Origin of the sequence: Roseovarius sp. A46 (assembly GCF_004126395.1) — a bacterium.
GTDB classification, from domain to species: domain Bacteria; phylum Pseudomonadota; class Alphaproteobacteria; order Rhodobacterales; family Rhodobacteraceae; genus Roseovarius; species Roseovarius nitratireducens.
The window spans coordinates 70,591-91,713 of the sequence record NZ_PVWS01000008.1 but is presented as its reverse complement, the minus strand read 5'-3'; the positions used below and the strand labels follow the sequence as shown (position 1 = coordinate 91,713).

Sequence of the window (21,123 nt, the reverse complement as noted above, 5' to 3'; positions counted from 1 at the left end):
GGACGGTATGCGCAGGATCTTGAAATGGACGGGACGAGTCCTTTTGGCCCTCGTCCTGGCGGCAACGGTTGTGGGGCTGTGGAAGCGCGAAGAAATCACGCGGCTCATCGCCGTCAACACGTTGTTTTCCGAAGAAAAGATCGTCACGAATTTCTCGGGAATGGAGCGCGCGTTTCTAACCGTGCCGGTGCCGCGTGGGGACGGGCCGGTATCGGACCTGCCGCGAGGCCCGGAGATGACCCTGCCCGCCGATGTGACCGATTGGGTCGAGACGCGCAACGTGACCTCGCTCCTTGTGCTGCATAACGGCCGCATCAGGCATGAGAGCTATCACCTCGGCACCACCGCGCAGGACCGGCGGATAAGCTGGTCCGTGGCAAAGAGTTTTCTTGCCGCGCTCATCGGGATTTCGCTTGAACGCGGCGAGATCGACTCGCTGGACGATCCGGTGACGCGCTACGCGCCACGTCTGGCGGACAGCGCCTATGACGGGGTGACGCTGCGGCAGCTTCTGCAGATGACGAGCGGGCTCGAGTTTGACGAGGATTATCTGGACTACGATTCCGACATCAACCGCATGGGCCGTGTGCTGGCGCTGGGCGGCTCCATGGACGGATTCGCCGCCGGGCTGAGCGCGCGCGCCGCGCCACCGGGGACGCGGTGGAAATACGTCTCCATCGACACGCACGCGCTGGCGATGGCGCTGCGGGGGGCTACCGGGCGCGCCTTGCCGGGCCTGCTGTCGGAGCGGATCATCGCGCCGTTGGGGTTCGAGTCCGAGCCCGATTACATCACCGATGGCGAGGGCGTGGCCTTTGCGCTGGGCGGACTCAACCTGACGACGCGCGACTATGCCCGCTTCGGGCTGATGGTGGCGAAGATGGGCCGCTACGGCGGGCAGCAGATCGTGCCCACAGGCTGGATCGCCGCCTCGACGGAGCCAAGCGCGCCGACGCCCGAGGGCGCGTTGCAATACGGGCTGCACTGGTGGATGCCCGCCGACGCGCGGGAGGGCGAGTTTTTTGCGCACGGCATCTATGGTCAGTATATCTATATCGACCGCGCCCGCGACGCGGTGATCGTGGTCACGTCCGCCGATCGCGGTTTTCGCGAACCGGGGGTCGGGGAGCGCAATATCGACGCGCTGCGCAGCATCGTAGCGGCGCTCTGAGTGCGGCTTGCCAGTGCGCGCCGGGGCGCTATGATCGCAGGGCGAGGCGGGAGCGCTCGCACGCGCGGCCCAAGCCAGCCTTTCACACCGATACAAGGAAGGGCACGACATGACATTCATCGCCATGAACCGGTTCCGCGTGAAGCCGGGCTTCGAGGACGGTTTCGAAAGGATGTGGGCCGAGCGCGAAAGCCACCTGGCCAGCGTCCCCGGCTTTCGCGAGTTTCGCCTGCTGAAGGGGCCCGAGGGCGACGGTCACCGGCTCTATTCCAGCCATGTCATCTGGGAGAGCCGCGCGGCGTTCGAGGCATGGACGAAATCCGACGCCTTTCGTGCTGCGCACAAGGACGCGGGCAACCGCGGCACGCAGGACGCGTTGTTGGGGCCGCCGGAATTCGAGGGATTCGAGACGGTGCTCGAGGAAAGCTGATCGGGCTATTGCGGCAGCCCGGCCCGTTCGAGCGCGGCCAGCCAAGCGCGGCGGTTTTCCGGGTGGTTGCGGCTCTTTTCGAATTGTGCGCGCATCGCCGAGAGCGACAGTGACGGATTGACCGCCAGCGCATCCGCGATGGCCGCCGCTGCGTCCTCCGCCCTGTCGATTTGCGCGAGGTTCGCGGCACGCAGCAGGTGGTGGAAAACCCGCCAGGTGTCGCTGCTTGCGACGCTGCCAAGCTGCCGCGCCGCCGCGAGCGCATCGTCGTGCCTGCCGAGGTGGAACAGGATGTGTCCCTTGTAGAAATACATGTTCTGGATCAGCGGGTCGCGCGGGCTGAGCCGGATGGCAAGCTCGATCTGCGGCAGCGCGCGCTCCTGTAGGCGGAACCAATCGAGCGTGTGGGCCAATTCCAGCCGGATGCGGGCGTCGTTGGGGTTGAGCGCGACGGCGCGCTCCAGATTGGCAATCGCGGGCTCCGCCTGCCCGGCAAAGCGCTGGATATACCCGAGCGCGGCATAGGCCTGCGGATCGCTGTCGTCGAGCGCGATTGCGCGCCTCGCGGCGGCCCGCGCCTCGGCCATGGTGTCACCGGGTTCTTCCGTCCAGCCAAAGAAGAACAGTGTCCCGAGCGCCCGTGCCATCAGCGAATGCGCCGCCGCGAAACCGGGATCCTTGGCCACCGCACGCCGGGCAAGACGCACCGCCTCCGATTGATCGGCGCGGCTGTAGCGGCCCTGCCGGAGGCGCGCCTCGAGGTAGAGTTCCCAGGCGCCCATGTCAGCGGTCGGCACCCTGGTGGCGCGCTGTCCGCCATCCTTCAGGATCTGCGGGACAAGGGTGCCCGCGATCGAGCGGCTGATATCGTCCTGCACGGCGAATATGTCCGTCAGCGCCCGGTCGTAGCGCTCGGCCCACAGGGTGTGACCTGTGGCGATCTCGATCAGCTCGCTGGTGACCCGTATGCGCCCGCCATCCCGTCGCACGCTGCCGCGCGCGACGTAAGAGACACCGAACTCGCGGGAGGCATCGAGCGGGCGAAGCGCCCCGTCGCCGTAGGCAAAGACCGTCCCGGCGGAAATGACGAACAGTTCCTTGTAGCGCGACAAGTGCGCGGTCAGGTCCTCGGTCAGGCCATCTGCGAAGGACCGGTCGCCAGCCCCTTCCCCGAGATTGTCGAACCGCAGCACCGCGACCGACGGCCTGCCGATCATGCCGCCGTCGACACCGGGAACCCGAAGCACGAACCACGCGCCAAATAACGCGAGTGCAAGAACCGCCGCAAGTGCGACCGCTCTGCGCCCTGGCAGGCGATCCGTGGAATTCGCCTCCCGAACGGCGGCCACGAACTGGAAGCCGCGCTTGGGATAGGTGCGGATATAGGCCGGCTGCGCCGCGTCATCCCCGAGCGCCCGCCGAACCGCCCGGATGCGCGTTGCCAGCGCTGCGTCGGTGATCGCCCGGCCCTGCCATATCTCCTCGATCAGGTCTTGCTTGGTCACGACCCGCGCGCGGTGCTCGATCAGGAATTCCAACAACCGGAGCGCCTGCGGCTCAAGCGCCACAGGAGCGTCCCCCGCCCGAAGACCGGCCGAGCGATCGAGCGTGAACTCGCCGAAACGATACGCCATGACGTCACGCCTTTCGGGCAGATATCATGGAAGTGTCAGGAATTGTCATCCGGAAATCAAGCTTTCCGACGTTGCCGGGGGCAAGCTGTGCTGGTCCGGCGTGCCTGAATGCCGGGCGGGATGGACAAGCAAGGAGTGGATCCATGACTTACTCGACACCTGTTGTCATCGCGGCGTGCTGCACGCTCATGGCCGCAACAAGCGCGAGCGCCGGCACGGCGCTCGAAGAGGCGCTCGCAAGCGGGGCCGAAAGGCTCAGCTCGGACGAGATCGCCGAGCTGCTCGTGGGCAAGCGCGTGGTTGCGCGTGCCGGCGACAAGGTCTTCAACTTCCACTATGCGCCGACGAATGTGCTGCAAGGCGAATTGCAGGGCGGTGGCTGGTCCGGGACGGGCCACTATGCGATCACCGATGGCAACGAGGTTTGCGTGTCGATGGCACAGGACGCGGGGCGTTATCGCTGCCTGACGGTCGTGCGCCACGGCGACAGTCTTCAGAAATTCAACGCGCGGGGTGACAAGACCTTTGACCTACTCGAGACGACGACGGCCTCGGGCCTCTGATACCTGATGGAGGGTTTGACGGCCTCGCGGTATGCGCTACGATCCTGCGGAGGAGATCGCGCGCATGACCACGATGGACACTTCCGAGAACGTGCTGGGCGGGGCGCTTTCGCCCTGCTCGTCCGATCCCGTGACCGGGTTCTTTCGCGACGGGCATTGCAACACCTGTGCCGAGGATCGCGGCAGCCACACGGTCTGTGCGCTGATGACGGCAGAGTTCCTCGCCTTCTCCAAGTATGTCGGCAACGACCTGAGCACGCCGCGCCCGGAATTCGGCTTTGCCGGGCTGAAACCGGGGGATCAGTGGTGCCTGTGCGCGGCGCGGTTCCTTCAGGCCCACGAGGAGGGCTGCGCGCCGCAGGTGCGGCTCGCGGCCACCCATGCTCGCGCGCTCGACATCGTGCCGCTGGAGGTGTTGGAGCAGCACGCCGCCGCCTGAGCGGGGCGAATAAGCGGTGGGGACTTGTGGCCTGAGCCTGCCATTTGGTTCTTGCCCCCGGGCGCGGAATCGAGGCCGAAGGCCGCCGCGCCATCGCCAGGCCGCCCCCCGGACTGGCGATTTGACTAAGCTCGTGCACCGATTACAGGTTTTTCGGATTCGGCAAGCATAAAGCGCCCTGAAAATCCGTCGGATCGCCAGCCCGCGGCCTGTCGATGGCGCGGCTCACGGCAACGATCGCTACAGGCCAACCCCCGACCCCGGACATCGACCGCTGATTCCGCACCACCATCGACCCATCCACCGGCGCGTCGATGAACAGGTTCAGCCGCCGCTCTCGATGTCGAAGCCGAGGTGCTTGGCGACGGTATAGATGTCCTTGTCGCCACGGCCGCACATGTTCATGACCAGCAGGTGATCGCGCGGCAGGTCGGGCGCGATCTTGGTGACATGGGCAAGCGCATGGGACGGCTCCAGCGCCGGGATGATACCTTCAGTCTCGCAACTGAGCTGGAACGCCGCCAGCGCCTCCTTGTCGGTGATCGAGACGTATTTCGCGCGCCCCGTCTCGTGCAGCCAGCTATGCTCGGGTCCGATGCCGGGATAGTCGAGCCCTGCCGAGATCGAATGCCCTTCGAGGATCTGCCCGTCATCGTCCTGCAACAGGTAGGTGCGATTGCCGTGCAGCACGCCGGGGCGTCCGCCGGTGAGGCTTGCGCAATGTTCCATCCGGTCATCGACGCCGTGGCCCCCGGCCTCGACACCGATGATCCCCACCTCCTTGTCATCGAGGAACGGGTAGAACAGCCCCATCGCGTTCGACCCGCCGCCAATGGCGGCGATCAGCGTATCGGGCAAGCGGCCCTCGGCCTCCATCATCTGCTCGCGGGTTTCCGTGCCGATGATCGACTGGAAATCGCGCACCATCGCCGGGTAGGGGTGCGGACCCGCCACCGTGCCGATGCAGTAGAACGTGTCGCGCACGTTGGTCACCCAATCGCGCAGCGCGTCGTTCATGGCGTCCTTGAGCGTGCCGCGCCCGGAGGTGACGGGCACCACCTCGGCCCCCAGGAGCCGCATGCGGAACACGTTGGGCGCCTGCCGCTCGACATCCGTGGCACCCATGTAGACCACGCATTTCAGCCCGAACTTGGCGCAGACGGTGGCGGTGGCGACACCGTGCTGGCCCGCCCCCGTCTCGGCAATGATCCGGCTCTTGCCCATCCGGCGGGCGAGGATGATCTGGCCCAGCACGTTGTTGATCTTGTGCGCGCCGGTGTGGTTGAGCTCGTCGCGCTTGAGATAGATCTTGGCGCCGCCCAGCCGCTCGGTCAGCCGCTCGGCATGGTAGAGTGGGCTGGGGCGGCCCACGTAATGCTTCCACAGGAAATGCATCTCGGCCCAGAAATCCGGGTCGGTCTTGGCGTACTCGTAGCGCTCTTCGAGTTCCAGGATGAGCGGCATCAGCGTCTCGGACACGAAACGCCCGCCGAAATCGCCGAACCGGCCCTTTTCGTCGGGGCCGGTCATGAAGGAGTTGAAAAGGTCGTTGGCCATGTCTCGCGCACCCCTTGTTGCCTGCGCCACGTCCTAGTGCGCCCCGCCCCGGAGGGCAAGGCGCAGGCGCGCGGGGGGTGTCAGTATTCCACCACCGCGCGGATCGATTCTCCCTTGTGCATCAGCTCGAACCCCTCGTTGATCTGCTCGAGGGTGAGTTTATGCGTGATCATCGGGTCGATCTCGATCATGCCCGACATGTACATGTCGACGATCTTGGGCACATCCGTGCGCCCGCGTGCGCCGCCGAAGGCGGTGCCGCGCCAGACCCGCCCGGTGACAAGCTGGAACGGCCGGGTGCTGATCTCGGCGCCCGCAGGGGCTACGCCGATGATGATGCTCTCGCCCCAGCCCTTGTGCGCGGCTTCGAGCGCGGTGCGCATGACGTTGACGTTGCCGGTCGCGTCGAAGGTGTAATCCGCACCGCCGCCGGTCAGCTCGACGAGATGGGCAACAATGTCGCCGTCAACATCGTTCGGGTTGACGAAATCGGTCATGCCGAACCGGCGCGCCATATCGGCCTTGCCGGGATTGAGATCGACGCCGACGATCTGGCGTGCGCCTGCCAGCCGCAGCCCCTGGATCACGTTCAATCCGATCCCGCCGAGGCCGAAGACGATGGCGGTGCTGCCAAGCTCGACCTTGGCGGTGTTCACGACCGCGCCGATGCCGGTGGTCACGCCGCAGCCGATATAGCAGATCATGTCGAAGGGGGCATCCTTGCGCACCTTGGCGAGCGCGATCTCAGGGACCACGGTGTGGTTGGCGAAGGTCGAGCAGCCCATGTAGTGATGGATGGGTGTACCGTCGAGCATCGAGAACCGCGTCGTGCCGTCAGGCAGGAGGCCCTGCCCTTGGGTCGCGCGCACCTTCTGGCACAGGTTTGTCTTGGGGTTGAGGCAGTATTCGCATTCGCGGCATTCAGGAGTGTAGAGCGGGATCACGTGATCGCCCACTTCGAGGCTTGTCACGCCCTCGCCCACCTCGATCACCACGCCCGCGCCCTCGTGGCCGAGAATGGCAGGGAAAATCCCCTCGGGGTCGTCGCCCGAGCGGGTGAATTCGTCGGTGTGGCACAGGCCCGTGGCCTTGATCTCGACCAGCACCTCGCCTGCCCTGGGCCCGTCGAGATTGACCTCCATGATCTCCAGAGGCTTGCCCGCCTCCATCGCTACCGCAGCTTTCGTGCGCATCGTCGCCTCCCTTCGTGTTGTCGCTTTTTCAGGCGTAGTCGGACATGACGTCAAAGGCAATCTCGGAGTGCGGCACGGGGGTGGGCCAAAGTGTTTTGACAGGCGCGGCCGGGCACTGTATCTGAACAGTTGTTCATTTATTGCAGGAGGCCCCTCATGCGCATGACAGACACAGCCGCGATCATTACCGGCGGGGCCTCGGGCCTTGGCGAGGCGACGGCCCGCCATTTTCGCGGCGCGGGTGCGCAGGTGACGCTGTTTGATCGCGATGCGGAGCGCGGACAAAGCGTCGCCGCCGAAATCGGCGCGCATTTCACTGAGACGGACGTGACCGACGAAGCGTCGGTCGCCGCCGCAATCGCACAGGCAAAGGCGTCGATGGGCCGGATCACCGCGGCGGTGAATTGCGCGGGCATTGCCACAGGGGCCAAGACGCTGGGCCGTGACGGACCGCACCCGTTGGACGCCTTTCGCCGCACCGTCGACATCAACCTCGTGGGCACGTTCAACGTCGCCCGTCTCGCCGCCGCCGAGATGGCCGGGAACGCCCCCGGCGACGATGGTGCGCGCGGCGTGATCGTCAACACCGCGTCCATCGCCGCCTTCGACGGGCAAAAGGGCCAGGCCGCCTATGCCGCCTCGAAAGGCGGCATCGTGGGGCTGACGCTGCCGATGGCGCGCGATCTGGCGCGCGAGGGCATCCGGGTGATGGCCATCGCGCCGGGCATCTTCGCCACGCCGATGATGCGCGGCCTGCCGCCAGAGGTGCAGGACGATCTCGCTGCCGAGGTGACATTGCCCAAGCGGCTGGGCGATCCGGACGAATATGCGCGGCTGGCGCGGTTCATCGTCGAGTGCGGTTATCTGAACGGCGAGGTGATCCGTCTCGACGGGGCGCTGCGCATGCAGTGACGCCCCTGTGGGGGCCAGCCCCCACGCCCCCGGAGTATTTGGGGAATGATGAAGATCAGCGGGGGCTGAGGCGATAGGCAGCGCCATTGCCGACGCTGAGAAACCAGATCGAGCCGTCCGGGGCCTCGCGGATGTCGCGCACGCGGGCCGTTTCGGGCGATTTCAGTCGCTCGACCTCGCGCAGGGGCGTGCCCGCGAGATGCGAGATCAGGTCGAACTTTAGCGAACCCACAAAGATGTGGCCGCGCCATTCGGGCCAGAGACGGCCCGAGTAGATCATCATCCCCGAGGGCGCGATGGAGGGATCCCAATAGAATGCGGGCTGCTCCATGCCCTCCTTGTGGGTGCCTTCGCCGATCTTCGCCCCAGAGTAGTGACGCCCGTAAGAGATCACCGGCCAGCCGTAATTGGCGCCACGGCGGATGCGGTTGATCTCGTCACCGCCCTTGGCCCCGTGCTCGACCACCCAGATTGTACCGTCCGGGCCGCGCGCCGCGCCCTGCGGGTTGCGGTGACCGTAGGACCAGATGGCGGGTTTTGCGCCTTGCGTACCGGTGAACGGGTTGTCCTCGGGGATCGTACCATCGCGGGCGATGCGGATCACCGAGCCGTTCTCGCGAGAGAGGTCCTGCGCCGAAGGACGGTCGCCACGCTCACCGATGGTGGCGTAGAGAGTGCCGTCCTCGCCCTCGACGAGGCGCGAGCCGAAATGCCGCCCGCCCAAGGATCCCGGGGTCAGCTCGAAAAGCACGCGCCAATCCTCCAGATGCTGGCCGTCCTGCGAGAGCCGGGCGCGCGCCACCGCCGTGCCGGCGCCGTTCCGCTGGGGCCTGGCATAGGTAAAGAACAGCGTGCGCGTGGTCGCGAAATCGCGCGGCACCAGCAGGTCTAGCAGCCCGCCCTGCCCGATCGCGGCCACCTTCGGCACACCGCCGACCGTGCGCGTCTCGCCTTCGCGGTGAAGGAGGAGCCGCCCGCCCCGCTCTGTCACGAGGACACCGCCGCCGGGCAGGAAGCCAAGTGCCCAGGGTTCGTCGAGCCCGGCGATCATGCGGGTGGCTGTGACCGGCCCGGCGCTGGTTTCGAGTGCATGGGCGGGCGCGCCGAGCGTGAGGGCGAGACAGAGGGCGAGGAGACGGATCATTGGCACGCTCCTTTCGTGTGACCGGGCCCGGACCGTCAGGCGCGCTTGTCCCGCACCTGTCCCAGGCCCATCACCTCCAGCACGCGCGCCTCGATATCGGGGGCGGAAAGCCGGGCGGTGGCATACATGTCGGCGGGGCTCGCCTGGTCTATGAAAATATCCGGGAGCACCATCGAGCGGAATTTGAACCCGTTGTCGAAGACGCCCGCCTCGGCCAGCAGGTGGCTGACATGGCTGCCGAATCCGCCAATGGCACCCTCCTCGATGGTGATCATGGCATCGTGCCTTGCCACAAGGTCGAGGATCATCTCCGTGTCGAGTGGCTTGGCAAAGCGGGCATCGGCCACGGTGGGGGTGATGCCGCGCGCGCGCAACGATTCGCAGGCGGTCATGACCTCGGAAAGCCGCGTGCCGAAGGACAGGATCGCCACATCGGCCCCCTCCTGCATGATGCGGCCGCGGCCGATCTCCAGCGGGGTGCCGCGCTCGGGCATTTCGATGCCGGTGCCCTCGCCGCGCGGATAGCGGAACGCGATGGGGCCGCTATCGTGGCGCGCCGCGGTGGCAACCATGTGCCTGAGTTCGGCCTCGTCGGCGGCGGCCATCACCACGAAGCCGGGCAAGGTCGCAAGAAAGGTGATGTCGAAGCTGCCCGCATGGGTCGCGCCATCGGCGCCAACGAGCCCGGCGCGGTCAATGGCGAATCGCACCGGCAGGCGCTGGATCGCCACGTCGTGCACGACCTGATCGTAGCCGCGTTGCAGAAAGGTGGAATAGAGCGCGCAGAACGGCCGCATTCCCCCCGCCGCGAGCCCGGCGGAGAAAGTTACCGCGTGCTGCTCGGCGATACCCACGTCGAAGAGCCGCGACGGGTAGCGTTCGGCAAAGAGGTCGAGCCCGGTGCCGTCCGGCATGGCGGCGGTAACGGCGCAGATGCGCGGATCGTCGGCGGCCTCGGCCAGTAGCGACTCGGCAAAGACGCGGGTGTAGCTGGGCGCGTTCGACGGCGTCTTCTTCTGCTTGCCGGTGACAAGGTCGAACTTCGCCGTGGCATGGCCACCGTCGCGCGCATTCTCGGCGGGGGCATAGCCCTTGCCCTTTTTCGTCAGCACATGGATCAGCATCGGACCGGTGGCCCGCGCCTTGACAGTGCGCAGCACGGGAAGGAGCTGATCGAGATCGTGGCCGTCGATGGGGCCGACGTAGCTGAAGCCCAGTTCCTCGAACAGCGTGCCGCCCACGGCGAGCCCCTTGAGCATATCCTTGGCGCGGCGCGCGCCCTCCTGGAAGGGCGGCGGCAGCATCGAGATCGCGCCCTTGGCGGCGGCCTTGAAATCCTGGAACGGTGCGCCCGCGTAGAGCCGCGAGAGATAGGACGACAACGCCCCCACCGGGGGGGCGATGGACATCTCGTTGTCGTTGAGAATGACGATGAGCCGCTTTTGCAGGTGGCCCGCGTTGTTCAATGCCTCGAAGGCCATGCCCGCCGACATCGCGCCGTCGCCGATCACCGCGATGGCATCGCCGTGACCGGTTTCGCAGGCGCCGCCGAGGTCGCGCGCCACGGCAAAGCCCAATGCGGCGCTGATCGAGGTGGAGGAATGCGCCGCACCGAACGGGTCATAAGGGCTTTCCGACCGCTTGGTGAAGCCCGACAGCCCCCCCTTCTGGCGCAGGGTGCGGATGCGGTCGCGGCGACCGGTGAGGATCTTGTGCGGATAGCTCTGGTGCGAGACGTCCCAGATGATCTTGTCGCGCGGCGCATCGAACACGTGGTGCAGCGCCACCGTCAATTCCACCACCCCGAGCCCCGCACCGAGATGGCCGCCGGTTTCCGACACTGCCGCGATGGTTTCGGCACGCAACTCGCGGGCAAGTTGCTGCAACTCCGCGTCGCTCAGCCGCTTGAGGTCGGACGGTATGTGTACCTGGTCGAGAAGTGGTGTGCTCGGAGTGTCGGACATCGGGCCCCTCCCCGGGGTTCATCAGTTCTGGCGCGAGATAACGAAGCGTGCGAGCGCCTGCAAGCTTTGCGCCTCCTCACCGAATACAGATAGGGCGTCACAGGCGGTGTCCACAAGGCTCGTGGCGCGGTACCGCGCCGCGTCGAGGCCGAGCAGCGACACGAAGGTGGCCTTGCCCGCGGCGGCGTCCTTGCCCACAGCCTTGCCGGTCATCACCGCGTCGCCCTCGACATCGAGAATGTCATCGGCGATCTGGAAGGCGAGGCCGAGGCACTCGCCATAGGTCTGGAGCGCGCGGACACGCGACGCCGGGGCCTGCGCCATCACCGCCCCCGCCGTCGCCGCCCAGCAGATGAGCGCGCCGGTCTTGCCCGCCTGAAGTCGGGTGATCTCGTCGAGCGTAAGCGGCGTGGCCGCGCTCTCGGCGGCGATATCCTGCGCCTGACCGCCGACCATGCCGCCGACACCGGCAGCGCGGGAGAGGCCCCGCACCAGCGCAAGCCGGGCGGCGTCGGGGCAGACCGCGTCGCATATCAGCTCGAACGCCAGCGCCTGCAACGCGTCGCCAGCCAGCACCGCCGTCGCCTCGTCCCACTTGCGGTGGACGGTTGGCTTGCCGCGCCGCATGTCGTCATCATCCATGCAGGGCAGGTCGTCATGAATGAGCGAGTAGGCATGGATCGCCTCGATCGCCGCCGCGGCGGGCGCGGACATGGCCCTCTCTATCCCGAAGAGGAGCGCGCCCTCCATCACCAGAACGGCACGAATGGCCTTGCCGCCCTGCACCGCGTAGCGCATCGCATCCGCCACCGGCCCGTCTTGCGCGGCAAGGGCGGTCTCGATCGGGGCCAGTGCAAGCTCGGCGTCGAGCGCGAGCGCCGCGCGGTGATCCGCGAGGCCGTCGGACATCACGGTCCCTCGACCGGCGCCGTGCCCGTCGGGTTGCCCTCGGCATCGAGCGTGATGGCGGCCACCTTCTCCTCGGCTTCCTTCAGCTTCGCCTCGCAGCGTTTCTTCAGGGCCGCGCCCCGCTCGTAGAGGGCGATCGACTCGTCGAGCGCAACATCGCCCCGTTCGAGGCGGCCGACCACATCCTCGAGCTCGGCCATCGCCTGCTCGAAGCTCAGCTCCGTGACCGGTGTCTCTGCCATGCCTTGCTCCCGCTGCCTGATTTCAGGGCTCGACCATAGCGGTGGGCGGGCGGCGGTGCAATTCGGTTGACGCCCCCGCGGTGGTGGGAAAAACTCCACCGTATGAGCGATCCCGTCTCCCTGCCCGCCCTGCCCGCCGAGAGCGATCTGCCAGACGGTGCCGAGATCGGCGCGCTCATCCGCCACATTCCGGGCAAGCGCCGCATCCATGCCGGAACCTGGCAAGGGCGCGACGCCATCTTTCGCCTCGCCACACCCGAGACCGCCGAGATGCAAGCGCGTGAATGGCGCGAGGCGTGCCGCATCTGGCCCTACATGCAGGGCGCGCGGTTCCGCACCGCCGAGCCGCTGGCCTTTCTGCCCGAGATACGCCTGATGGTGATGGAGCGTGCGCCCGGGACACCGCTGCTCGACCGTGTGGCGCGGCTGCGCGCGGACCGGCGCGCGGCGCGGCTCGCGCCCGCCGCCGCGTGGCTGCGGCGTTACACGGATGTGTCGGAGGGCTGGCGCGCGGCACGCTGCGCAGGCTGGCTCGCCCGCGCCGAACGGGCGACACAGGGCCAGCCCTTCCCGGTATTGCGCGGGATCGAGGGAGGAATCCTCTCTGGGATCGAGCGGATCGCCGGACGCATCGACGGGGCCGATTGGCGGGTGGCGATCTGCCACGGTGATTTTCACCCCAGCAATCTTTTGGTGAACGGCAGAACACTCACCGGCATCGACACCGGCGGCTCGGGGCGGATGCCCGTGCTCAAGGATATTGCGCGGTTTCTGATGCACATGGCGCGGCGCGGCGTCTGCCCCTCGGGGCGCATGTGGTGCGGCGTAGACGAGGGGATGCGCGATGCCTTCGTCGAGGCATTTGCCCTCACCGAGGCCGAGCGGCGGCTGGTGCTGCCGTTTTTCGTCGGGATCGAGGCGCTCATCCGGGTCGAGACGCCCGCGCTGCGGCCCCGGCGCATCCGCATCGCAGAGCGGGTCTATGCCGCACTGCGCGACGACCTGGCGACGCGCGACCTGACCTGAGCCCTCAGCGCCCGCGAAACAGCCCGCCGAGGATGCCGCGCACGATGCGCCGTCCGGTGGTGCCCCTCAGTTCCTTGACCACCGCCGAGGCGATAGCGCCGCCAAGGCTCTCGGTCGCGGCACCACGCCGGGTACGCCCGGCCCGCGCGCTGCCCGAGTACCGCCGTGCGGCCCGAAACTCGCGCGCCTCCTCCTCCGCTTCGGCTTCGGCGGTTTCCGCCTCCTCGGCCGCCTTCGCCGCGGCCTCGGCGCGGGCGGCGAGCATCTCGAAGGCCGAGCGCCGGTCGAGCGCGGCCTCGTATTTCCCCGCCACCGGCGAGGCGGCGACCACGTCGCGGCGCGTGGCCGTATCACAGGGGCCGAGCCGGGTGGCGGGCGGGCGGATGAGCGTACGCTCGACCACGCCCGGCACGCCCTTGTCCTGCAGGAGCGAGGTCACCGCCTCGCCGGTGCCCACGTCGCGGATCGCCTCGACAGTGTCGAAGCGCGGGTTGGGGCGGTAGGTCTCGGCGGCGCGCTTGAGCGCCTTCTGGTCGCGCGCGGTAAAGGCGCGCAGCGCGTGCTGGAAGCGGTTGCCGAGCTGGCCGAGGATGTCCTCGGGCACGTCATCGGGGTTCTGGGTGATGAAATACACCCCCACCCCCTTGGAGCGGATCAGCCGCGCCACCTGCTCTACCTTGTCAACGAGCGCCTTGGGCGCATCGTCAAACAAGAGATGCGCCTCGTCGAAGAAGAACACGAGCCGCGGCTTGTCGGGGTTGCCCACCTCGGGCAGTTGCTCGAACAGTTCCGACAACAGCCACAGCAGGAAGGTGGCGTAGAGCCGGGGCGAGTGCACCAGCTTGTCGGCGGCAAGGATGTTGACATGACCGCGCCCCTCGGGCGTGACCCGCATGAGATCGGCCAGGTCGAGCGCCGGTTCGCCGAAGAAATGCGCGCCGCCCTGGTTTTCGAGCACAAGAAGCGCGCGCTGGATCGCCCCCACGGACGCGGTGGCCACGTTGCCATAGCGCAACGACAGATCGTCGGCGCTCTCGCCCACGAAGGTCAGGAGCGCCTGCAAATCCTTGAGATCGAGCAACGGCAGCGCCTCTTCGTCGGCCACGCGGAAGGCGATGTTGAGCACGCCCTCCTGCGCATCAGAAAGCCCCATCAGCCGCGACAGCAGCAGCGGTCCCATCTCCGACACGGTGGTGCGCATCGGGTGGCCCTGCTCGCCGAAGATGTCCCAGAAGATCACCGGGAAGCTGTCATAGCGGTAGGCGTCGAAGCCGATCTTCTCGGCCCGCGACGTGAACGCCGCATGCAGCTTCTGGTCGGGGCTGCCCGGCACGGCCATGCCCGACACGTCGCCCTTGATGTCGGACAGGATCACCGGCACGCCCGCGTCCGAGAACCCCTCGGCCAGGATCTGCAGCGTCACCGTCTTGCCGGTGCCGGTGGCCCCGGCGATGAGCCCGTGCCGATTGCCGTATTTCAGCAGCATCTCCTGCGGCGTGGCATAGTCCGGCCCGCCGCCCCCGGTGAAAATCGTCTCACTCACGTGCCCTGCACTCCCCGTCCAGAAATCGTCACGCCGTGACCATACAAAATTAACCCTTTCGTGCCAGTCTGAAAGCATGTCCGGCGCCGAATGTCCTCTGGCGCCGGCACTTCCTCCCTGTCAGACTGGCCGCGCCCCGGGTGCGGCCTTTTTTCCGCAGGTTTTTCCAAGCCTCGGCAACTGGACTGTTGACGGAATGCCGGTTGTGCCCTAGCGTTTCGATCAATGACTAAGTCGGCCAGTCCGACGGGGAGAAAACCGGAAAGAGGCCTTGCGGCCTCTTTCTTGTTTTTTCAGGTCGCCCCTGCTTCGCAATCATACCTTCGAGATCACGGTGTCCCGGCGAGGTTTTCGGCAACGCGCCGCTGCCACCGCGCGCAATTTCGCCCTGACAGTCCCACATCGCCGTGCTAGAGGCGACATCGTGACTCTGTACAGACTCGAAGGGGAAGACATGACCAAGACCCTGCTCAACCTGTCCCTGACCGCGCTTCTGGCGCTCTCGACCGCCGCGGGCGCGCAAGAGACCACCACCGACGGCGAGGTCACAACGGACGGCCAAACCACCACCGACGGCGCGGCCGCAGCCGGTGACGCGGACGGGCCGTCGGCCCCCGTGGCCGGGCTCGACACCGGGCGCGAAATAGCCGAGGAGAGCCAAGCATATATCAAGGAAACCCATGACGACTGGTCGGTGCGCTGCTTCCCCACCGAGGGCGGCGAGGATATGTGTCAGATGTATCAGCTCCTGACCGAGTCCGAGGGCAACCCGGTGGCCGAATTCACGCTCTACCGCCTTGAGGGGGCCGGCAATATCGTGGCGGGGGCCACCATCGCCGTGCCGCTCGGCACGCTGCTCACCGAAGAGGTGAAGCTCTCGGTCGATGACGGCAAGGCCAAGAGCTACGCGTACTCGTTCTGCACGATGGGCGGCTGTTTCGCGCGGATCGGGCTCACGGGGCCCGAGGTCGAGGCGCTCAAGAAAGGCGCGCAAGCCCAGATCGAGATTGTTCCGGCGCAGGCACCCGACCAGAACGTCAGCATCGACGTCTCGCTCTCGGGGTTTACCGCGGCCTATAATGCCGCCTCGACGCTGGACAAGTGACCCGCCAGGCAATGGCGCTCAGGCAAACCGCCTGAGCGCCAGCACCGCGTTCAGCCCGCCAAAGGCAAAGGCGTTCGACAGCGCCACCTCGACGTGGGCCTCGCGCGCCTCGTTCGGCACCACGTCGAGCGCGCATTCGGGGTCCGGCTCCTCGTAGCCGATGGTCGGCGCGATCACCCCGTCGCGCAGCGCCATGATGCAAGCCAGAAGCTCGACCGCGCCAGTCGCGCCAATGAGATGCGCGTGCATCGACTTGGAGGACGAGATCATCAGCCGGTCGGAATGGGCACCGAACACGTCGGCCACCGCCGCGCACTCGGTCTTGTCGTTGGCGGCGGTGCCGGTGCCGTGGGCGTTGATGTAGCCCACCTCTTCGCGGTCCACCCGCGCATCGCGCAGCGCGCCCGCCATCGCCCGCGCCGCGCCCTGCTTCGACGGCATCACGATATCGGCGGCGTCAGAGGTCATGGCAAAGCCGATCACCTCGGCGAGGATTTCGGCGCCGCGCCGTTTCGCGTGCTCCAGTTCCTCGAAGACATAGACCGCCGCGCCCTCGCCCTGCACCATGCCGTTGCGGTTGGCCGAGAACGGGCGGCAGGCGTCGCGGCTCATGACGCGCAGCCCCTCCCACGCCTTGACCCCGCCGAAACACAACATGGATTCCGAGCCACCCGTCACCATCACCGGGGTGATCCCGCCATGCACCATCTGGAACGCCTGCGCCATCGCGTGGTTGGACGACGCGCAGGCGGTGGAAACAGTGAAGGTCGGCCCCTTGAGATTGAACTCCATCGACAGGTGCGAAGCGGCGGCGTTGTTCATCAACTTCGGGACAACAAAGGGATGGACGCGGTTCTTGCCCTCCTCGTAGACCGAGCGGTAATTGTCGTCGAGCGTGGTCATGCCGCCGCCCGAGTTGCCCAGGATCACGCCCGCCCGCGCCGCAAGCTCGCCCTTGAACTCGAGCCCCGCCTGCGCGATCGCCTGCCGGGCGGCGACGAGCGTGAACTGCGTGAACCGGTCGTAGAGCGCGAGTTGCTGGCGGTTGAACACCGTTTCGGGATCGTAGCCGCGCACCTGCCCGCCGATGCGGATGGACAACCGCTCGACATCGCGGAACTCCAGCTCGCCGATACCGCAGCGCCCCTCTCGCATGGCCTCCAGCGTGGCGGGCACATCGGCACCGAGGGGGTTGATCGTGCCCGCCCCGGTGATGACGACGCGCGTCACGTTTGCTCCGCGATCAACCGCTCGATACCCGCGACGATGGCGCGGACCGAGGAGATGTCGAAATCGCTCTTGTCCGGCTCGTTGGCGTTGAACGGCACCGAGATGTCGAACGCCTCCTCGATGGCGAAGATGCTCTCGACCAATCCGAGGCTGTCGATGCCCAGATCCTCCAGCGTGCTGTCGAGGGTGACGTCGGCGGGCTCCAGCACCGCCTGTTCGGCGATGATCTCTATCACACGATCCTGAATGGTGCTCATGGCATGGTCTTTCCGTTTGCGCCCCAAGGGGGCTGTCTCAGCTCTTCTGCGACAGGTCTGTAACGGTTTTTTTAAGACCAGAGACATCCTCGAACAATCTTTTCAGGCGGCGAAAGCCCTTGAACACCTCTACCGTGGTTTCCATCTTCATCGCCGGATAGCCAAGCATCATTCGTCCGGCGGGGATATTGGACAGAACAATCGTGCCACCGCCGGTGATGACGTTGTCACCGATGAAGATGTTGTCGCTCACGCCGGTCTTGCCCGCGAGCACAACGTTGTTGCCGATCCGCGTCGATCCGGCGATCCCCACCAGCCCGCATAGCAGGCAATCGCGCCCGACAATGACATTGTGGCCGATCATCACCAGGTTGTCGATCTTGGTGCCGTCGCCCACGGCGGTGTCGCGGATGGTGCCGCGGTCGATGGTGCAGTTGGCGCCAAGCTCGACGTCGTCGCCGATGGTGACGCCACCCAGCGAATGGATGCGGGTCCAGCTCTGCGCCTGCGCCCCGTCGATGTCGCCCAGCGTGGCGCGCCCCTGCTCCACCGCCGAGGTTTCGGGGGTGACATAGGAAAACCCGTCACCGCCCACCACACAGCCCGGCTGCGCGATGAACCGCGCGCCGATGCGCACCCGGGCGCCGATGCGCACGCCCTCGCGCAGGAACGCGCCCTCGCCCAACACCGCGTCAGTGCCGACAAAGGCTTGGGGGCCGATCACCGATCCCGCGCCGATGCGCGCGCCGCCGCAGATCACGGCGAGCGGCCCCACCGCCACGTCGGGGGCTAGCTCTGCCTCCGGGTCGATCACCGCCGAGGGGTGGATGCCGCCGCCCCAGCCCTGCCCGGGATCGAGCAGTTTCGTCAGCCCGGACATCACGTAGCGCGGGCGCGGCGCAACCAGCGCCGCCTCAAGCCCCATCGCCTGCCAGTCGGCCCCGTCCCAAACCACCGCAGCGCGCGCACGACCCTTCGCCAGTCCCTCGGCATAGTCGGGCTTCATCGCCAGGGCGAGATCAGCAGGGCCGGCATCGGCAGGCTCGGCCACGCCGTCCACCGCGATCTCCGTCGCCCCGAAGGCGCGCGCGCCGAGCGCCCGGGCCACCTCGTCTATACTGTAGGACATGCGCCACCTCTTCTGTCGGAGAGGTATTTAGCCCCGATGCGCGCGCAGTGAAACCCCTGCCCGTTCCAGCGCCTGCCAGATCCGCGCGTCGCGTCCGTAGACATCGTCGCGATACTGCGTGCGTCCACCTGCACGCGTGATCGCGGTACGGTAGATCAGGTGCACCGGCACATGCTGTTCGAGGTTAATCTGCGTCTCGCGCCCGGTGTTGAGCACCGCATGAAACCGACCCTTGGGATCGGCTTCCTGCGGGGCGAGCAGCATGTAGGCAAAATCGAAGGGCTGTTGGAGCCGGATGCAGCCGTGGCTGAAATCGCGCTTCTCGCGGTCGAACAGGTGCTTTTGCGGCGTGTCGTGCAGGTAGATGTTGTACTTGTTGGGAAACATGAACTTCACCAGCCCCAACGCGTTGCGCGTCGACGGCGGCTGCTTGAGCCGGAAGGGAAAGCTGCGCGCCGAATAGGCGTTGAAATTCACCGCGCTGCGGGGCACCACGCGGCCCCGGCTGTCATAGAGCCGCAAGTGCCCGGCAGCGTTGCGGTTGGCCTGCATCTGCGGCAGGTATTCCTTGACCGTGATCGAGCGGGGCACGTGCCAGGTCGGGTTGACGATCATGTGCTCCATCTCGTCGGAAAACTCCGGGCTGCGCCGTCCGCCCGCGTTCTTGCCAACCACCGCCCGCGTCTCGATGGTGACACTGTCGTCATCGAGGATGCGGGCGCTGAAATCAGCGAGGTTGACAAGGATATGGCGCGCACCGCGCTCGGCGGGCAGCCAGCGCTCGCGCTCCATCGCCACGAGCACCGAGGCAAGCCGTTCCTCGGCCGAGACGTTGAGCGCGGCGATCGTCGAGGGCCCGGCGATCCCGTCGGTCTCCAGCCCGTGATCGGCCTGGAACGCCTGCACGGCAGCCTGTATCCGTCCGTCGAAACGCGCGGTCGCGCTTCGCGCCAGATAGCCCTTCGCGACCAGCCGATCGCGCAGCGCAATCACCGCCGCGCCGGCGTCGCCCGGCTCGAGCTTGCCTCCGGGCACAACCGGGCCCCAGCCGCCCCGTGCGATCACCCCTTCCAGCCGGAGCCGTTCCTTCATCAGGCGGCGATACGCGTTGGTCTGTGGCGGCAGCCCGCGCAACACCGCGCGCGGGTCGCCCTGCATCATGTCGGCCAGCAGCGCGCCCGCCGCCCGACGGGGCACGCTACGCTTGATGTCGCTGTCCACGCGGCCCGGCACCAGCACGCCCGACTGCACGTCGCGCGCATAGGCGAGGTAGGCGCGGCTCAGCGCCACCTCGACTTCGCCCATCTCGCGCGTCGAGCGGATATCGGCCATGCGCGCCAGCAACGCAGCGCGACCGTACCGCCCCTCGGGCAACCCGTGCAGCGCCGCATCGTCCAGCGCGCGCAAGAGCGCCGCACGCCGCGCGCGGTGGGTGGCGTCATCGCCTGTCCAGACCGGGCGATAGTCGGTCGCGCTGTAGAATTCCGCGAGGTCGCGGTCGGTGCCCGCCGCCTCGGCCACAGCCTGACGGAAGGCCGAGTCGCGTGCGGCGTCGAGCGCCTTGGCCATAGCCCCTGCCATCACCGCCGGGATCACCGTCGGCAAGGCAGTCTGCGCGCCCTCGGCCCGCGCCACCGGCGCGCCAGCGGCTCCCGCCAGCCACAGGCCGAGCCCGATCCCGAGCCACGTGCGAGACAAACCCTCTGGCATCTCAATCCCCTTCAAACAAACCGACCATCTTCATGTTAGCCAACGAAATTATAGCCAAGAATATGGAAATATCTCAATTCTTCCCTAACACTTTCGCGTCACAGGGAAGAAAATCGGCGTGAAGCGGGGATGATCGGGCGGCGGGGTCGCATTTTGGCCACGCATTTCGCAAAGATGCGCGAAATCCCGCCGAAACCCTTGCGCGTGACACAATATGTCGAATCGGGGGTTGGTTGATGATTCTCGATATGCCATAAAATCCGTACATCTGGGGACAGCACGGGTCGCGCTAAAGCGGCTCAAGGCAGGCGACGGGACAGGCGCACTTATCAATGGCAGACTTCAGCTCGACGGGAATTTCACGGCGCGGCTTGCTTGCGGCTTTCGCCGCGACGGCGATTACCGCAGCCCCGACCTTCACCAATGCGGCCGGTTTTCTACGGGGTGCCGGCGATATCCGGCGGCTTCGGATGGTGTCGCCACGCACGGGCGAACGGCTCGACACGATATACTGGGTCGAGGGCGACTACATCCCCGAGGCGCTCAATGAAATCACGCTTTTCATGCGCGACTGGCGCACCGATCAGACCCGCGTGATCGATCGCCGCGCCGTCGACATCATGGCCGCCAGCCACAACCTGCTCGATGTGAACGAATCCTACACCCTGCTCAGTGGGTATCGCAGCCCGCAGACCAACGCCATGCTGCGCCGCCGCTCCAGCGGGGTGGCCAAGAATTCGCGCCACATCATCGGTCAAGCGGCCGATCTGCGCCTCGGCAGCCGCTCGGTCGAACAGGTGTACCGTGCCGCGCTGGCCTGTCAGGGCGGCGGTGTGGGCCGGTATTCGCGGTCGAATTTCGTGCATATGGATTGCGGCCCGGTGCGTTCCTGGGGCCGGTAGGCGATCATATGTCTGGCATGACGGCAAGGCGGCGCACAGGTGCCGCCTTTTTCGTTTGAGCGG

At 66.9% G+C, this 21,123-nt stretch carries 20 protein-coding genes; 8 read left to right on the top strand and 12 right to left on the bottom strand.

Annotated elements, in window-relative coordinates:
• Nucleotides 1-7: 7 nt before the first annotated feature.
• Nucleotides 8-1,171, top strand: coding sequence for a serine hydrolase (locus C6W92_RS06480; RefSeq protein WP_129432192.1), 1,164 nt, complete (start codon nt 8-10; stop codon nt 1,169-1,171).
• Between the two features lie 109 nt (nt 1,172-1,280).
• Nucleotides 1,281-1,601 carry an antibiotic biosynthesis monooxygenase gene (locus tag C6W92_RS06475; RefSeq protein WP_129432191.1) on the top strand — a complete coding sequence of 107 codons (321 nt, stop codon included), beginning with the start codon at nt 1,281-1,283 and terminating at the stop codon, nt 1,599-1,601.
• Between the two features lie 5 nt (nt 1,602-1,606).
• On the opposite strand, the gene C6W92_RS06470 is transcribed toward C6W92_RS06475, so the two are convergent.
• Complete coding sequence (locus C6W92_RS06470) at nt 1,607-3,235, bottom strand: winged helix-turn-helix domain-containing protein (protein ID WP_129432190.1); 1,629 nt, start codon at nt 3,233-3,235, stop codon at nt 1,607-1,609.
• A gap of 143 nt (nt 3,236-3,378) precedes the next feature.
• Between C6W92_RS06470 and C6W92_RS06465 the strand changes: the two genes are divergently transcribed.
• Together C6W92_RS06465 and C6W92_RS06460 are read left to right on the top strand one after the other, a co-directional pair.
• Complete coding sequence (locus C6W92_RS06465) at nt 3,379-3,798, top strand: hypothetical protein (RefSeq protein WP_129432189.1); 420 nt, start codon at nt 3,379-3,381, stop codon at nt 3,796-3,798.
• Between the two features lie 64 nt (nt 3,799-3,862).
• Nucleotides 3,863-4,237 carry a DUF2237 domain-containing protein gene (locus C6W92_RS06460; RefSeq protein WP_129432220.1) on the top strand — a complete coding sequence of 125 codons (375 nt, stop codon included), beginning with the start codon at nt 3,863-3,865 and terminating at the stop codon, nt 4,235-4,237.
• 324 nt (nt 4,238-4,561) lie between these two features.
• Here C6W92_RS06460 and trpB read toward each other — a convergent pair whose 3' ends face one another.
• Together trpB and C6W92_RS06450 are read right to left on the bottom strand one after the other, a co-directional pair.
• Nucleotides 4,562-5,794: a tryptophan synthase subunit beta gene (gene trpB / locus C6W92_RS06455; RefSeq protein ID WP_129432188.1), complete on the bottom strand. Its 1,233-nt coding sequence runs from the start codon at nt 5,792-5,794 to the stop codon at nt 4,562-4,564.
• Between the two features lie 80 nt (nt 5,795-5,874).
• Nucleotides 5,875-6,987 carry an S-(hydroxymethyl)glutathione dehydrogenase/class III alcohol dehydrogenase gene (locus C6W92_RS06450; protein WP_129432187.1) on the bottom strand — a complete coding sequence of 371 codons (1,113 nt, stop codon included), beginning with the start codon at nt 6,985-6,987 and terminating at the stop codon, nt 5,875-5,877.
• Between the two features lie 156 nt (nt 6,988-7,143).
• Here C6W92_RS06450 and C6W92_RS06445 point away from each other — a divergent pair, with 156 nt between their 5' ends.
• Nucleotides 7,144-7,899, top strand: a complete 756-nt coding sequence (locus C6W92_RS06445; RefSeq protein WP_129432186.1) for an SDR family NAD(P)-dependent oxidoreductase — start codon at nt 7,144-7,146, stop codon at nt 7,897-7,899.
• 55 nt (nt 7,900-7,954) lie between these two features.
• Here the strand turns inward: C6W92_RS06445 and C6W92_RS06440 are convergent, their stop codons facing one another.
• From C6W92_RS06440 to C6W92_RS06425, 4 genes are read right to left on the bottom strand one after another with little or no spacing between them, the layout of a single operon-like run.
• A complete protein-coding gene (locus C6W92_RS06440) occupies nt 7,955-9,043 on the bottom strand; it encodes a PQQ-dependent sugar dehydrogenase (RefSeq protein WP_129432185.1) in 1,089 nt (362 codons plus the stop codon).
• A 35-nt stretch (nt 9,044-9,078) separates the two neighbouring features.
• Nucleotides 9,079-11,007: a 1-deoxy-D-xylulose-5-phosphate synthase gene (gene dxs, locus C6W92_RS06435; RefSeq protein WP_129432184.1), complete on the bottom strand. Its 1,929-nt coding sequence runs from the start codon at nt 11,005-11,007 to the stop codon at nt 9,079-9,081.
• Nucleotides 11,008-11,028: 21 nt separating this feature from the next.
• Entirely contained in the window at nt 11,029-11,916 is an 888-nt protein-coding gene (locus tag C6W92_RS06430; protein ID WP_129432183.1) for a polyprenyl synthetase family protein, read from the bottom strand.
• The gene (locus C6W92_RS06425) at nt 11,916-12,158 is read right to left on the bottom strand and encodes an exodeoxyribonuclease VII small subunit (protein ID WP_104017327.1); all 243 of its coding nucleotides are present in this window, start codon (nt 12,156-12,158) and stop codon (nt 11,916-11,918) included. Before C6W92_RS06425 ends, C6W92_RS06430 begins: the two co-directional genes overlap by 1 nt.
• Before the next feature lie 102 nt (nt 12,159-12,260).
• On the opposite strand from C6W92_RS06425, the gene C6W92_RS06420 reads away from it, so the two are divergent.
• The gene (locus C6W92_RS06420) at nt 12,261-13,184 is read left to right on the top strand and encodes a phosphotransferase (RefSeq protein WP_129432182.1); all 924 of its coding nucleotides are present in this window, start codon (nt 12,261-12,263) and stop codon (nt 13,182-13,184) included.
• 4 nt (nt 13,185-13,188) lie between these two features.
• Here the strand turns inward: C6W92_RS06420 and C6W92_RS06415 are convergent, their stop codons facing one another.
• On the bottom strand, nt 13,189-14,727 hold the full coding sequence (locus C6W92_RS06415; RefSeq protein WP_129432181.1) for a helicase HerA-like domain-containing protein: 1,539 nt from the start codon (nt 14,725-14,727) through the stop codon (nt 13,189-13,191).
• Nucleotides 14,728-15,181: 454 nt separating this feature from the next.
• Here C6W92_RS06415 and C6W92_RS06410 point away from each other — a divergent pair, with 454 nt between their 5' ends.
• A complete protein-coding gene (locus tag C6W92_RS06410) occupies nt 15,182-15,832 on the top strand; it encodes an invasion associated locus B family protein (protein WP_129432180.1) in 651 nt (216 codons plus the stop codon).
• An 18-nt stretch (nt 15,833-15,850) separates the two neighbouring features.
• Here C6W92_RS06410 and C6W92_RS06405 read toward each other — a convergent pair whose 3' ends face one another.
• The 4 genes from C6W92_RS06405 to C6W92_RS06390 are packed head-to-tail and all read right to left on the bottom strand — an operon-like array spanning nt 15,851 to nt 20,158.
• Nucleotides 15,851-17,062, bottom strand: coding sequence for a beta-ketoacyl-[acyl-carrier-protein] synthase family protein (locus tag C6W92_RS06405; RefSeq protein ID WP_129432179.1), 1,212 nt, complete (start codon nt 17,060-17,062; stop codon nt 15,851-15,853).
• The gene (locus tag C6W92_RS06400) at nt 17,059-17,319 is read right to left on the bottom strand and encodes an acyl carrier protein (RefSeq protein ID WP_129432178.1); all 261 of its coding nucleotides are present in this window, start codon (nt 17,317-17,319) and stop codon (nt 17,059-17,061) included. Before C6W92_RS06400 ends, C6W92_RS06405 begins: the two co-directional genes overlap by 4 nt.
• Before the next feature lie 37 nt (nt 17,320-17,356).
• Nucleotides 17,357-18,448 (bottom strand): UDP-3-O-(3-hydroxymyristoyl)glucosamine N-acyltransferase, encoded by a 1,092-nt coding sequence (lpxD, locus tag C6W92_RS06395; protein WP_129432177.1) that lies wholly within the window; start codon nt 18,446-18,448, stop codon nt 17,357-17,359.
• 27 nt (nt 18,449-18,475) lie between these two features.
• Entirely contained in the window at nt 18,476-20,158 is a 1,683-nt protein-coding gene (locus C6W92_RS06390; RefSeq protein ID WP_241691087.1) for a L,D-transpeptidase family protein, read from the bottom strand.
• Nucleotides 20,159-20,490: 332 nt separating this feature from the next.
• Between C6W92_RS06390 and C6W92_RS06385 the strand changes: the two genes are divergently transcribed.
• Entirely contained in the window at nt 20,491-21,060 is a 570-nt protein-coding gene (locus C6W92_RS06385) for a DUF882 domain-containing protein (RefSeq protein WP_129432176.1), read from the top strand.
• Nucleotides 21,061-21,123: the final 63 nt, after the last annotated feature.